The sequence below is a fragment of the Micromonospora sp. C95 genome, assembly GCF_018070465.1.
GTDB lineage: Bacteria > Actinomycetota > Actinomycetes > Mycobacteriales > Micromonosporaceae > Micromonospora.
In genome coordinates this window covers 1-13,333 of the sequence record NZ_JAGPXT010000026.1, presented here as the reverse complement: position 1 = coordinate 13,333, position 13,333 = coordinate 1, and the positions used below count along the sequence as shown (strand labels likewise).

The window sequence follows — 13,333 nt, the reverse complement described above, 5'->3', positions numbered from 1 at the left end:
AAGCCGCAGGGTCAGGAGCCGAGGGCGTCGATGTCGCGCATCTCCTCGGCGGTCAGTGAGAAGCCGAAGATGTCCGCGTTGGCGCGGATCCGCTCCGGTGTCACCGACTTGGGGATGGCCACGATCTCGTGATCGAGGTGCCAGCGCAGCACCACCTGGGCGGGTGAGACGTTGTGCGCCCCGGCGATCCGGGTCAGCACCGGGTCGGACAGGTCGGTGGTCTTGAACGGGCTGTAGCCCTCCAGCACCACCCCCCGGTCCCGATGCTCGGCGTGCCGCTGCCGGTCGTAGAGCCGGGGCCCCCACCTGATCTGGTTGACCGCCGGGTTCTCCTCGGTCGCCTGGATCAGCGCGTCGATCTGGGCGGTGCTGTAGTTGCTGACCCCGACCGCCCGGGCCAGGTTCGCGTCGCGGGCGGCGAGCATCTCCCGCCAGACCGGGATCAGGGCACCGGAGTCGTGCGGTGGCTGGTGCACCAGCCACAGGTCGACGTAGTCGACGCCGAGGGCGCGCAGGCTCTCCTCGATGGTCTCCCGCTCCCGGCCGACCCGCCCGGGTGGGAGCTTGGTGGTGATGAAGACGTCCTCCCGGCGCAGCCCGCTCTCCCGGACCGCCCGGCCGACCTCCTCCTCGTTGCCGTACATGGTGGCGGTGTCGATGTGCCGATAGCCGGCGTCGAGCGCGGCGAGTACGGCCTTGTAGCCCTCTTCGCCGGTCGCCTGCCAGGTACCGAAGCCGAGCAGCGGGATCCGGACGTCACCGGGGAGAACTGCGGTGGGGTGGTCGCTGTGGTCCATGTCGACAGTTCTACCCCCGATGCCGCTCGGCATGCCCGAGATGAGGCGCGTCGGGCCGCCGCCGGGCGCGTCGGCGCGATGTGCCGGAGAATCGGTACGTGGCTGACCGGCTGGAGGAGTACCGGCGCAAGCGAGACGCCGCGCGTACCCCCGAGCCGGTGCCGGCCGAACGTCCCCGGCGGTCCCGGGCCGTCGACGGCGCTCGGTTCGTCATCCAGCAGCATCACGCCCGCAGCCTGCACTGGGATCTGCGGCTGGAACGTGACGGCGTGCTCGTCTCCTGGGCGGTGCCACGCGGCCTGCCCCGCGAACCGGGGCGCAACCATCTGGCCGTGCACACCGAGGACCACCCCATGGAGTATCTCGACTTCTCCGGTGAGATCCCGGCCGGCGAGTACGGCGGCGGGCGGATGCTCATCCACGACCAGGGCACCTACCGCTGCGAGAAGTGGCAGGACCGCGAGGTGGTGGTCGAGCTGCGGGGCACCCGGGCCACCGGGCGGTACGTGCTGTTCGCCACCGGCGGCCGCGACGGCCGGGACTGGATGGTGCGACGCACCGATCCGCCGCCGCCGGGCTGGACCAGCATGCCCGACCTGGTCGCGCCGATGCGTCCCACGCCGGCCGGCCGGCTGCCCACCGATCAGACCGCCTGGGGGTACGAGCTGCGGTGGGACGGGGTACGGGCGGTCGCGTACGTCTCCGGCGGGCGGTTGCGGCTGCTCTCCGACAGCGGCGCGGAGATCACCGGGACGTACCCGTGGTTGCGGCCGATGGCCGAGGCCCTGGCACCGACGGAGGTGGTGCTGGACGGCGTGCTGGTCCGCATCGACCGCGCCGGGCAGGTCCGTCCGGCGCGGGGTGGACGCAACAGCGTCGATGCCCAGTACCTGCTCGTCGACCTGCTCTGGTTGGAGGGGGTGAGCAGCCTGGAGTTGCCGTACCCGCAGCGCCGCGAGTTGCTCGACTCGCTGGCGCTGGCCGGGCCGCACTGGCAGACTCCGCCGTGGTTCCCCGGCGCCGGTGCCGAGACCATGCGCGCGGCGCGCGACCAGGGCCTGCCCGGGGTGGTGGCGAAGCGGCTGGACTCCGGCTACGAGCCGGGGCGGCGAAGCCGCGCGTGGCGCAGCGTGGACGCGGGCTGAGACGGCGAGGAGCGGCGTGTATCTGACCCACCTCGAGTGCCCGCGCTGCGGCCGGGAACACGACGCCGGCGTACCGCAGAACCTCTGCGGGTGCGGCTCACCGCTGCTGGCGCGCTACGACCTGGCGGCGGCAGCCCGGGTGATCGAGCCGGAGCGGTTCGGGTTGCGCCCGGCGGATCTGTGGCGTTACCGGGAGCTGCTGCCGGTGGCCGACCCGCGCAACGTCACCACCCTCGGCGAGGGATGGACGCCGATGTTGCGCGCACCGGCGTACGGCGCGGACATCGGCGTCGACGACCTGCTGGTCAAGGACGAGGGGCTGACCCCGACCGGCTCGTTCAAGGCACGCGGTGCCGCCGTCGGCGTCAGTCGGGCCCGCGAGTTGGGCATCCGGCGGATCGCCATGCCGACCAACGGCAACGCGGGCGCCGCGTGGGCCACCTACGCGACCCGGGCGGGGCTGGGCGCCACCATCGTGATGCCGCTGTCCGCACCGACCATCTGCCGCCGGGAGTGCGTGGCCGCCGGTGCCGACCTGCGCCTGGTCGACGGCCTGATCGGCGACGCCGGGCGCCAGGTGGCCGCGCTCGTCGCGGCCGCCGAGGGCACCGTCTTCGACGCCGGTACGCTGCGCGAGCCGTACCGCCTCGAAGGCAAGAAGACGATGGGGTACGAGATCGTCGAGCAGCTGGGTTGGCAGGTGCCCGACGTCATCATCTATCCGACCGGCGGCGGCGTGGGGCTGATCGGCATCCACAAGGCGCTCGGCGAGTTGCGGGAGCTGGGCTGGGTCGAGGACAAACTGCCCCGGCTGGTGGCGGTGCAGGCCACCGGCTGTGCGCCGATCGTGCGGGCGTTCGCCGCCGGGGACGATCGCGCGCAGCCGTGGGAGGACGCCCACACCGTGGCGTTCGGCATCACCGTTCCGGCACCGTTGGGCGACGAGCTGATCCTCGCCGCGCTGCGGGCCACCGCCGGCACCGCGATCGCGGTGGACGACGCCGAGATCCTGACCGACCTGCGCGACTTCGCCGCCCGGGAAGGGCTGCTGCTCTGCCCCGAGGGTGCCGCCTGTCTGACGGCCGCGCGCCGGCTGCGCGCCAGCGGATGGATCCGGGCGGGCGAACGGGTCGTCGTGCTCAACACCGGTGCCGGGGTGAAATACCCGGAGACGATCGACGTCTCCGGCGTACCGGTGCTGCCACGCTGACCCGCGACGGCGCCCCGCCGAGCGCCGCGGGTCAGTCGAACATGGGGTTGGTCAGCCGCCACGCGGCGTTCACCTGGCCGATGTGGGACAGCGCCTGCGGCGTGTTGCCCAGGTGTGCCCCGGTGGCCGGGTCGATCTGCTCGCTGAACAACCCGACGTCGTTGGCGTGCCCACTGACCCGCTCGAACAGCCGGGCCGCCCGCTCCTGTTCGCCCGCCAGCACCAGGCACTCCACCAGCCAGAACGAGCAGAGCACGAAGCCAGCCGGGTCGTCTTTCCAGCGGTGGATCAGCCCGTCGTCATCGCCGAGTTCCCGCTCGATCGCCTCGATGGTCGCCCGCATCCGGGGATCGGTGGCCGGCAGGAAGCCCACCACCGGCAGGTACAGGGCCGCCGCGTCCAGGTCCGGCGAGCCGAAGGCAGTGGTGAAGACCCCTCGACGCTGGTGGAAGCCGTCCCGGAGGATCGTGGCCCGGATCTCGTCCCGGATGCCGGTCCAGCGCCGCACGTCCGCCCATTCTCCCAGCTGTGGGGCCAGCCGCACGGCCCGGTCCATCGCTGCCCAGCAGAGCACCTTTGACGACAGGTAGTGCCGCTCGCGGTCGCGCGGTTCCCAGATACCCCGGTCGGGCAGCTGCCAGGTGGCCGCCACCTGTTCGGTGAGACCGAGCACCATGTCGCGCAGTTCCACGGAAAGCTGGTCGCCGAGGTGTTCGTGCAACCGCCACACCGCCGAGACGACCTCACCCGGCACGTCGAGCTGCCGCTGCCGCCAGGCGTCGTTGCCGCTACGTACCGGTCCGGTCCCCGCGTACCCGGCCAGGTGAGGACAGACGTGCTCGGAGACGTCCCGTTCCCCTTCCAGACCGAACAGCACGGGCACCGGGTCCGGCCCGACCCGGCCGATCGCGCGGGCCGCCCATTCGAACAGGCGGGACGACTCGGTCGGGCAGGCCGCCACCCAGAGGGCGCGCATGGTCATCGCGAAGTCGCGCAGCCAGCAGAAGCGGTAGTCGTAGTTGCGGTCGCCGCCGATCAGTTCCGGCAGTGAGGTGGTCGCCGCGGCGGCGACCGCGCCGCTGCGGGCGTAGGTGAGGCCGGTGAGCACCGTGGCGCTGTGCCGCACCACCTCGGGATAACGGCCCTCGTACCGGTGGCTCTCGCGGAACGCCTCCCAGGCCAGCACCGTGTCCGCCAGCGTAGGGACCGGGTCCAGCCGGGCCGGTGCTTCGCCGTACGCCGGCGCGTAGGCCAGATCGAAGCCGAGCACCTGCCCCTCGCCGACGACGAAGGTCTGCCGCACCCGGTCGTGCTCGACGTGCAGGGGCAACCCCGCACAGCGCAGCACGAGCGTCGTCGAGCCGGCCACGCCCGCCACCGCTCCGTCGGGCAGTTCCCTCAGGTACGGGCTGACCAGGCCGTACTCCGGTCGCGGCCGGTAGTCCAGAGTCATCGGCACCCGGCCGGAGAGCCCTTCGACGACGCGCAGCAGCACGGCCGGGGAGCGCATGCCGAACTCATGGGCGCGGGCACCCACCTCGGCGGCGAGGGCGTCGGTCACCGCGACGCTGCCCGCCGCGGTGTGGTGCACGGTGCGCAGTACCAGGGTCTCCGGGTGGTACGCGCGCTGTACCCGGTGTTCGGTCTGTCCCACGGCCACCGGTGCCAGTCGCCAGTGACCACCGTCCGGGTCGAGCAACCGACCGAAGACCGACGGCGAGTCGAACCGGTTCGGACACCACCAGTCGATCGAACCGTCCCGGCTGACCAGCGCGCCCGAACGGCAGTCGGACAGGTATCCGTAATCCGAGATCGCCGGCTGCTCCATGACGGTCGGCGTACCCGCGATTCCGGGGCTCATCCGGCGCCGGGGGAGGTCCGCCGGCCCGGTGACCCGGGCCGGCGGGCTGGCTCAGGAGGTCGGCGGCTCGTCCTCGCCCGCCGCCTCTGCGGCGTCGGCCTCCTCCTTGGTGTGGTGTACGGCCTGGTCGGCGTGCTCCGGCGGCCCGTAGACGGTGTACAGCACGAGCGGGTTCGGCCCCGTGTTGACGAAGTTGTGCCGGGTACCGGCCGGTACGACCACCAGGTCGCCCTGCACCACCGCACGCTTCTCACCGGCCACCCGCGCCTCGCCGGTGCCGCTGACGAAGGTCAGGATCTGGTCGATGTCCTCGTGGACCTCCGCACCGATCTCGCCGCCCGGCGGAATCGTCATGATCACCAACTGGGTGTGCTTCCCGGTCCACAGCACCCGCCGGAAGTCCGGGCTCTTCTCGGCGACGGTCGCGATAGTGAAGTGCTCCATGCCCAGACACATACCCCGTCCGGGGCCGCTGCACGCCGCGCTTCGCAGATGGTGGAATTGACCACCACCCTGGGGTTTGGACCTGCGCCGATCGGGGATCGACACGACCGACCGGTACGACCGGTCATGCCAGGTCCCCGCTGACGTACCGCCGTACGGCTGCGGCGGTGGGAGACGGCCGAGCGCGGCGCGGTTTCGACCCTCGGGTCAACGGCGCCGCGCGCTCGGCTGCGACCCGGGCCTGCTCAGGAGAGCACGGCCAGGTGGAAGGGGCGGTCGGCGGCCGACCCGGCAGGGTCGAAGGTGGCCACGAAGACGGCGTTCGGAATGCCGGTACGCCCGGCCACCGCGATCTGACCGGCGGGGGCCAACCCGGAGCTACCCGTGAGGCCGACGGTGCCGACCAGGCTGGCACCGGTGACGTCCTGGTCGAACACCACCTGGTACATCCCCGTCCGTAACCGGTTGGCCGCCGCCGCGCCCAGTCCACGGACCAGGAGACCGTCGGCGCTGACCACGGCGAACAGGACTCTCGCGCTCAGCGGCATGCCGACGCCGGCGCAGGTGGTGTGTTCGGCCTCGGCGTGTGCCGTGGCCTCATCGCCCGGGACCGGCTGGGGAGCCCCTCTGCTCCTGGCTCTCGCGCTGGACATCGGACTCCCTCCCCGGCCCGGTCGAGCGACCCTGGCGTGTTGAGTTGGTTGCGGCGACTAAAGGGGGATCAGCGCCGATCAGCCCCCTTTGTGCCTCGAACGTATGTCGCGTTCCCGGTCGGTAGCCAGGCGAACGGCTGTCCAATCAAGGACATTCGACATACCGATCATGTACTTGACCTGCGATGACGTCCGGACGTACGGACGGCTCAGTCGTCGGGATCGAGCGTCGGGACCCCGCCCACGCACTGCACCGAAAGTTCGTACTCGCCGCTCGGGCCGACGAACGTCACGTCCGCGTCGTCGTCCGGGCCACGATCGACGTCGTCGACCCGGTAGCCCGGTCGCGCGCTCCAGGAGACCAGGTAGACCCCGTCGGGCCGGCACTCGGCCACCGCGCTGCCGCCCAGCGTCGAGAAGGCGCGCCGGTCGCCCGCATCCCCGCTCGGGTCGGCCGGCACCGGGCTGGACGGCGACCCGCTCGGGCCGGTGCCGGTCGTCGTGCTGTCGGGTGCCGGAGCGCCGGTCGGCACGCTGCCGGGCGTACCGGTACCGGCCGACGCCGGCTCGGCGAGCGCCCTGGCTATCTCCTCCTGGCTACGGACCCCACCGGGCGTACCGGTGAGGCTCTCACCGACCAATCGGATCGCGGCTAGCCCGATCAGCGTGGCGACGACCGCGGTGGCCAGCCATCCGACCACGGCGAGGAAGGTTCGACGACCCATCACCCGACTATCCCCGACCGGCGGTTGGGCTGACCTTCGGGCAACGCTAAGAAAGGGTTAACGAGGCCGGCCGGTGACGAGAGCCGGAGATACTCTGCCTGCTGTGGCCCGCCTGCTGTTGATCGAGGACGATCTCACCATCCGCGCCCCGCTGGTGCGGGCGCTGCGCGAGCGGGGGCACGCCGTGGCTGCCGCCTCCACCGCGATGACCGGGCTGCGCGACGCCCTCGACGACCGCCCCGATCTCGTCGTGCTCGACCTCGGGCTGCCCGACCTGGACGGTCGCGAACTGCTGCGGATGCTGCGGGCCGTCAGCGCCGTACCGGTCATCGTGGCCACCGCCCGCGACGACGAGCGGGAGATCGTCCGGGTGCTCGACGCGGGGGCCGACGACTACGTGGTCAAACCGTTCACCGCCGCCCAACTCGACGCGCGGGTACGTGCGGTGCTCCGTCGCGGGCCCGGCGGTCAGCCGGAGGATCCGACGGTGGTGGTCGGTGGCCTGCGGATCGACCCCCGCTCCCGGCAGGTCGACCTGGACGGCGAGCCGGTCGAGTTGACCCCGCGTGAGTTCGACCTGTTGCGCCATCTGGCCACCCGCGTCGGTGAGGTGGTGACCAAACGGGAGTTGCTGACCGAGGTGTGGCAGATCCCGTACGGCGGGGCGGACAAGACCGTCGACGTGCACCTGTCCTGGCTGCGCCGCAAGCTCGGCGAGAGCGCCCAGCGCCCGCGCTACCTGCACACCGTACGCGGGGTCGGGGTGCGCCTGGTCACCCCGGAGGTCGACGGGTGAGGGCCCGCCTGGCGCTGCTGGTCGCCGCGGTGAGCGTCCTCATCGTGATCGCCTTCCTGGTGCCGCTGGCGTTGCTGCTGCGCACCGCCGCCGAGGATCGGGCGACGGTGCGGGCCACCGCCGACGCACAGAGCCTCGCCCCCGTGGTGGGCACCGCCGACCCGGAGACCGTGCGGCTTACCGTCGAACAGCTCGCCGCCGAATCGGCCCGGCCGGTCAGCGTGTTCCTGCCGGACGGCACGGTGCTTGGCTCGAACGCCACCCGCACCCCGGCGGTGGAGCTGGCCGGGCGCGGACAGAGCCTCACCGCCGAGACGGCCGACGGCCGGGAGGTGGTCATCGCGGTGCAGGGCCGCACGGACGGCACCACCGTGATCCGCACCGTGGTGCCACGGGCGGAGATGACCGCCGGGGTGGGACGTGCCTGGCTGGTGCTGGCCCTGCTCGGAACGCTACTGGTGCTGATCGCCCTGGCCGTCGCCGACCGGCTGGCCCGCACGCTGGTCCGTCCGATCGGCGAGCTGTCGGAGGTCTCGCACCGGCTGGCCAACGCCGAACTTGGCGCGCGGGTGGAGCCGTCCGGGCCGGCGGAGCTACGCGAGGTGGGCGGCGCCCTCAACCACCTCGCCGGCCGGATCCAGGAGTTGCTGGTGCAGGAGCGGGAACAGGTGGCCGACCTGTCGCACCGGCTACGTACGCCGCTGACCGCCCTGCGTCTGGAGGCAGAGTCACTACGCGACCCGCAGGACGCCGCCCGGGTGATCGGCGCGGTGGACGGACTGGAGCGGGCGGTCACCGGTCTGATCCGGCAGGCCCGCTGGCGTGCTCCCACCGACGGCTCGGTGGTCGCCGACGCCGCGGCCACGGTGGCGGATCGGGTCGCCTTCTGGTCGGTGCTGGCGGAGGAGACCGGCCGTGCGGTCGACCTCGACCTGGCCCCCGGCCCGGTCCCGGTCGCCGTCGCGGCCGACGAGTTGGCCGCCGCGCTGGACGCCCTGCTCGGCAACGTCTTCGCGCACACCCCGGACGGCACCCCGTTCGCCGTCCGGCTCCGTGCCGTCGGCGACCAGGTGGTCCTGACGGTCGCCGACGAGGGCCCCGGCATCACGGCCGACTCGGTGCGCCGGGGTGCGAGCCAGGCCGGCTCGACCGGGCTCGGGCTGGACATCGCGCGCCGGGCGGCCCAGGCCAGCGGCGGCCGGCTGACGCTCGGCGAGCGTGCCGGCGGCGGTGCCGAGGTGACGCTCCGACTCGGTCCGGGCCGGTCCACGGGCTGAGCGAGACCGAGGCCAGCCGGCCGGATCGCCGCATCACCGGGTCAGGCCGACGTGCTGGCGGTGCTCGCGGTCGCCGCGTCTATGCGGGCCAGCAGTTCGTCGCAGGCGCGGATCCGGCCCGGCAGGTTGGTTGCCCGGTGCAGCTCGCGGGCAGCCCGGCCGTGTGAGGAAGCGGCGTGCCGGTCGCCCATCGCCAGAGCCGCCCGGGCGAGCACGAGCAGCGCATCGGCCTGCACCGCCCGGTATTCCGTGCGGCCGGCGGTCTCGCAGGCCGCACGCGCGGTCGCGTACGCCTGACCGGTCGCGTCGTCGTACAGCAGCGTCTCGCTCAGGCCGACCCCGGCCTGCGCCTCGTAGTAGCGGTAACCGTACCGACGGCTCAGCGCGAGCGCCTCGGTGAACCGCTCCTGCGCGTCGCTGACCGCCCGGGTGCCCAGCAGCGCGAACCCCAACGTGTTGAGGATTCCGGCCTCGGACCGGACATCGCGAAGCTCCCGGGCTATGCGGAGCGCGTCGACGGCCGTCTCCACCGCGGGGAACCACTCGCCGCGCTGACGGTACAGCTGGCTGAGCTCGTCCAGCACGGCCATCTGACCGTTGCGCGAACCGGTGGCACGGTAGTGCTCCAGGGCGGCGTCGAGGTGACCGCGGGCCGCGTCGAAGTCCTCCAACTGGCGTAACACCATGCCCAGGTTCGCGCGGTTCGCAATCGACGACGGGCGACGGGCTGCCCCCCGGTTGATGGCCAGCGCCGCCTCGAAGTAGCGCACTGCCTCGTGGAACTCGCCCCGCTCCTGGCACATCGTGCCGAGGTCGTTCAGCGTGACCGCGCGGATGTGGTCGAACCCCGGGCCGGTGCTGATCCGCAGCGTGCGCTGATAGAGCGCCTCCGCCTCGTCCAACCGGCCACGTTCGGCGTGTACCAGGCCGAGATTGTGCATCAGGTACGCCTCGCCGACCAGCCAACCGCTGCGCGCGGCCGCGGCCACGCCCCGTCCGTATGCCTCCCCCGCCGGTTCCGGGCGGCCGATCGCCCAGTACGCCTGCCCGATCGTCTGGTGCATGGCGGCCTGTGCGCGTTCGTCGCCGGCCGCCTCCGCCGCGGCGAGCCCGGCCTCTCCGCTGGCCAGCCACGCCACGGCGTCCCGGCGCACGAAGAAGTAGCCGCGCAGCTGATCGGCGAGCTGCCAGGCACGAGCCCGGTGCGGACCGGCGGCGGCCGCCTCGATCGCGGCGACCAGATTGTCGATCTCCTCGTTGAGCCATGCCATCGCTGCGTCGGTGTCCGGGAACGGCGATGGACCGAGCTCCACGTCGACCGGGAGCCGCACCATCTCCGCGTACACCAGCTGCATCGCGGCCACGGTCCGGGTCAGGTACCAGGTGAACAGCCGGCCGAGCGCGGCCGAGCGGTCCGCCGGGCTCTGCGCCTGCTCCGCGGACCGGGCCGCGTAGAGGCGCAGCAGGTCGTGGAAGCGATAGCGTCCGTTGCCGTCGGCCTGCAACAGGTGGTCGGCTGTCAGGGCGCTCAGCGCCCGTCGGACCGCCGGCTCGTCTGCCGGCACGAGGGCCGCCACCGCGGCCGCGGAGAAGGACGCGCCAGGGATGAGCGCGGCGGACCGGAACACCTCGGCCGGCAGCGGTTCCAGCTCCCGGTGGCCGAGCTCGAAGCTGGTCGTCACGGCCACGTCGCCGATGGCGAGCTGCGTCATCCGGGCCCGCTCGTCGGCGAAGCGGTCGAGCAGGTCACCCAGCGTACGGTCAGGGTGTACGGCCAGCCAGCTGGCGACCACCCGCAGCGCCACCGGTAGCCGTCCGCACGCCTCGACGAGCGCCTGCGCGTTCCCCCGGTCCGCCTGCACCCGAGACCGGCCGATCCGTGCCGCGAGCATGCCGAGCGCCTCGTCGATGCCGGGCACCGGTAGGTCCACCAACGACGCTCCATCCAACTCCGCACAGCGGTTGCGGCTGGTGACCAGCACCGCGCTGCCCCCCGGGCCGGGCAGCAGCCAGCGCACCTGAGCCGCGTTGCGGGCGTTGTCGAGGATCACCAGAACTCGGCGGTCGATCAGCACGCTGCGGTACAGCGCGGCCGCCTCGTCGACGTCGCCGGGGATGGCGCGTCCCTCGACGCCGAGTGCGCGCAGCAGTCGGGCGAGGGCGTACGGGACGTCGGCCGGTCGCTGGTCGGCCCCGCGCAGGTCCAGGTAGATCTGGCCGTCCGGGAAGTCGGACCGCACGGACCGGGCGACCTGCAGGGCCAGGCTCGTCTTGCCCACCCCGGCCATTCCGGAGATCACGCACACCACCATCGGCGGGGCGCCTCGGCCGTGCGGCGGGTATCGCAGGAGCCACTTCACCCGGTCCAGCTCGGCGTCGCGCCCGATGAAGTCGAGCGGCGGAGCGGGCGCCTGCCACGGCCGCGTCGGGCCGGCGGTGAGGTGCCCGCGCGGCACCCGCTGTCCGGTAAGAACGGACTGTCGGGCGTCGATCAGCTCGGTGCCGGGGTCAATGCCCAGCTCCTCGGTGAGTCGGCGGTGGACCTCGTCGTACGCATCGAGCGCGGCGGCCTGCTGTCCGGACTCGGCGAGCGCCACGACGAGCCGGGCATGCAGCGACTCGTGCCAGGGATGCTGGGCGGCCAGCCGGCGCAGCAGCGGCAGTACCTGCGACTGCCGGCGCAGGGTCTCGCCCAGCCGGGCCAGCCGGATGGTTGCCTCGACACGTTCGTCGGCCAGCGCGGTGACCAACGGATCGCCATCCAGCTCCGGCACATCCTCGGCGGCCTGGTCGCCACGCCACCGGTCCAGGGCGTCGTCCAGCAGGTCAAATGCGCGTTGCGGTTCGAGGCCGGGTCGACGGGCCTGGGCCAGCCGGGACCGGTACGCCACCAGGTCAAGTTGATCATCGTCGACACACAGGCGGTATCCGCCGGGCGCGAGCGTGAGCAGCGCCGGACGGTCCGGCTCGTTCCGCGACGTGAGTAGCCGCCGCAGGCGGCTGACGTGGGTCTGCACGACGTTCACCGCGGATGGTGGTGCGCCATCGCCCCACAGCAGAGCGATCAGCTCCTCGATACTCACCGGACGGTTCGGCGTGAGGGCGAGTCGCCCGAGGACGATCTGGTGACGGCCGGAGCCGAGCGGCACCCGCTCGCCCGCCCGCGTCGCGGTGAGCGGGCCGAGCACCGCGAGGCGTACCGGCCCGCTGGGCGCAGCGGCGCGGGGCGGCTGTCGGATGGCCAGCTTCTGCAGCTCGGCGCGGCGCCGCCGGCTCAGGTTGAGTGCGCCCGCGAGCGCCTGCACGGAGCTGGCTCGCGGATGGCTGCTGCGTCCCTGTTCCAGGTCGCGGACCGTGCCGACGCCGACGCCAGCCCGCACGGCCAACTCCTGCTGGGTGAGGCCGCGCTCTACGCGTGCGTCGCGCAGCAGCCGGCCGAGATCGAGCTCCCCGTGTCCATCCATGTGCGACCGATACCGCCTCCGCTAGGTCGAATGGTGAGCCTAGTACGGATCCGGTACGGGAGTTGGCCCTCCAGCCGATCGACAGCCCCGGTTGGCAGGCTCTCGGTAAAGCGGTGCCGAGCTGGCCCCGCAGACATCACGGGAGGACCTTTGAGGATGCACGACAGATACCGCGTCGGCCGAGCCCGACGGCTGGCCGCCGGGCTCGCACTGCCCCTGGCGCTGCTCGTCGCCGGCCCGGCCCTGTCCGCGCCGGTGCTGGCGGCACCGCCGGCGGTGCCTGACGCGGCGGAGCCGGCCTCGCCCGGTAACCCGCCACTGCCGTTCTACCCGGACCTGCCCCCACTGCCGAACCGGACCTTCCTCGCGGTGGACACCACGCCGACGCCGTGCGACAACAACGGCGCCGACCGGAACATGTCCCGGTCACAGGCGCTCACCCGCGCCCGTAGCTGGTTGACCGTCGGAATCCCATACAGCCAGGTGCGCTGCTACAGCAACCAGTACGGTGACTACCGCACCGACTGCTCCGGCTTCGTCGCGATGGCGTGGGGCCTGGGCGGTTCGGGCAGCGCGTTCTGGACCGGCAACCTGATGGACCGCGCCTACACGATCTCCCGTGGCTCCCTGAAGCCGGGCGACGCGCTGCTGCGGCACACGGGTGACCCGAGCGAGAACCACGTGGCGCTGTTCGTCAAGTGGGCGGACTCGGCGCACACCCAGCCGGTGGTGATCGAGCAGACGGGCAGCCGGGACACCGTGCAGCGCACCTGGACGCAGTCGTACGCCGGGCTCTACACCCCGATCCGGTACGACAACATCGTCGAGGACGATCGTCCGGCTGCGCCGTCGCTCGGGTACGACATGGGTGACGGGACGATGCGGATCTACCGCTGGACCTCCGACGGCAACTCGTTCAACCGCGCCAACGACTACAACTCCGGAAGCTTCTCCCTCGACA

At 72.6% G+C, this 13,333-nt stretch carries 10 protein-coding genes and 1 pseudogene; 5 read left to right on the top strand and 6 right to left on the bottom strand.

Annotation, left to right across the window (positions count from 1 at the left end):
- Positions 1-11: 11 nt before the first annotated feature.
- A complete protein-coding gene (locus tag KBX00_RS23500; protein WP_210830234.1) occupies positions 12-797 on the bottom strand; it encodes an aldo/keto reductase in 786 nt (261 codons plus the stop codon).
- Positions 798-895: 98 nt separating this feature from the next.
- Here KBX00_RS23500 and KBX00_RS23495 point away from each other — a divergent pair, with 98 nt between their 5' ends.
- Together KBX00_RS23495 and KBX00_RS23490 are read left to right on the top strand one after the other, a co-directional pair.
- Complete coding sequence (locus KBX00_RS23495; protein WP_210830233.1) at positions 896-1,942, top strand: DNA polymerase ligase N-terminal domain-containing protein; 1,047 nt, start codon at positions 896-898, stop codon at positions 1,940-1,942.
- Positions 1,943-1,958: 16 nt separating this feature from the next.
- Complete coding sequence (locus KBX00_RS23490; RefSeq protein WP_210830232.1) at positions 1,959-3,152, top strand: threonine synthase; 1,194 nt, start codon at positions 1,959-1,961, stop codon at positions 3,150-3,152.
- 31 nt (positions 3,153-3,183) lie between these two features.
- On the opposite strand, the gene KBX00_RS23485 is transcribed toward KBX00_RS23490, so the two are convergent.
- The 4 genes from KBX00_RS23485 to KBX00_RS23470 all read right to left on the bottom strand — a co-directional run bounded on the left by KBX00_RS23485 (position 3,184) and on the right by KBX00_RS23470 (position 6,835).
- The gene (locus tag KBX00_RS23485) at positions 3,184-4,980 is read right to left on the bottom strand and encodes a glycoside hydrolase family 15 protein (RefSeq protein WP_210830231.1); all 1,797 of its coding nucleotides are present in this window, start codon (positions 4,978-4,980) and stop codon (positions 3,184-3,186) included.
- A gap of 84 nt (positions 4,981-5,064) precedes the next feature.
- The gene (locus KBX00_RS23480; protein ID WP_301548477.1) at positions 5,065-5,457 is read right to left on the bottom strand and encodes a cupin domain-containing protein; all 393 of its coding nucleotides are present in this window, start codon (positions 5,455-5,457) and stop codon (positions 5,065-5,067) included.
- A gap of 245 nt (positions 5,458-5,702) precedes the next feature.
- Complete coding sequence (locus tag KBX00_RS23475; protein WP_210830229.1) at positions 5,703-6,110, bottom strand: hypothetical protein; 408 nt, start codon at positions 6,108-6,110, stop codon at positions 5,703-5,705.
- A 209-nt stretch (positions 6,111-6,319) separates the two neighbouring features.
- Positions 6,320-6,835, bottom strand: coding sequence for a septum formation initiator (locus KBX00_RS23470; RefSeq protein WP_210830228.1), 516 nt, complete (start codon positions 6,833-6,835; stop codon positions 6,320-6,322).
- 103 nt (positions 6,836-6,938) lie between these two features.
- Between KBX00_RS23470 and KBX00_RS23465 the strand changes: the two genes are divergently transcribed.
- Together KBX00_RS23465 and KBX00_RS23460 are read left to right on the top strand one after the other, a co-directional pair.
- A complete protein-coding gene (locus tag KBX00_RS23465) occupies positions 6,939-7,631 on the top strand; it encodes a response regulator transcription factor (protein WP_210830227.1) in 693 nt (230 codons plus the stop codon).
- Positions 7,628-8,908, top strand: coding sequence for a HAMP domain-containing sensor histidine kinase (locus KBX00_RS23460; protein WP_210830226.1), 1,281 nt, complete (start codon positions 7,628-7,630; stop codon positions 8,906-8,908). The genes KBX00_RS23465 and KBX00_RS23460 overlap by 4 nt, the downstream gene beginning before the upstream one ends.
- Before the next feature lie 41 nt (positions 8,909-8,949).
- Here the strand turns inward: KBX00_RS23460 and KBX00_RS23455 are convergent, their stop codons facing one another.
- On the bottom strand, positions 8,950-12,372 hold the full coding sequence (locus KBX00_RS23455) for a BTAD domain-containing putative transcriptional regulator (protein ID WP_210830225.1): 3,423 nt from the start codon (positions 12,370-12,372) through the stop codon (positions 8,950-8,952).
- A 156-nt stretch (positions 12,373-12,528) separates the two neighbouring features.
- On the opposite strand from KBX00_RS23455, the pseudogene KBX00_RS23450 reads away from it, so the two are divergent.
- Positions 12,529-13,333: pseudogene (locus tag KBX00_RS23450) on the top strand (hypothetical protein); the annotation flags it as partial.

What these genes read in the sequence shown, in the direction of transcription:
- KBX00_RS23500 (WP_210830234.1), bottom strand. Translation starts at nt 797, where the DNA reads ATGGACCACAGCGACCACCCCACCGCAGTTCTCCCCGGTGACGTCCGG.
- KBX00_RS23485 (WP_210830231.1), bottom strand. Translation starts at nt 4,980, where the DNA reads ATGGAGCAGCCGGCGATCTCGGATTACGGATACCTGTCCGACTGCCGT.
- KBX00_RS23480 (WP_301548477.1), bottom strand. Translation starts at nt 5,457, where the DNA reads ATGGAGCACTTCACTATCGCGACCGTCGCCGAGAAGAGCCCGGACTTC.
- KBX00_RS23475 (WP_210830229.1), bottom strand. Translation starts at nt 6,110, where the DNA reads ATGTCCAGCGCGAGAGCCAGGAGCAGAGGGGCTCCCCAGCCGGTCCCG.
- KBX00_RS23470 (WP_210830228.1), bottom strand. Translation starts at nt 6,835, where the DNA reads ATGGGTCGTCGAACCTTCCTCGCCGTGGTCGGATGGCTGGCCACCGCG.
- KBX00_RS23455 (WP_210830225.1), bottom strand. Translation starts at nt 12,372, where the DNA reads ATGGATGGACACGGGGAGCTCGATCTCGGCCGGCTGCTGCGCGACGCA.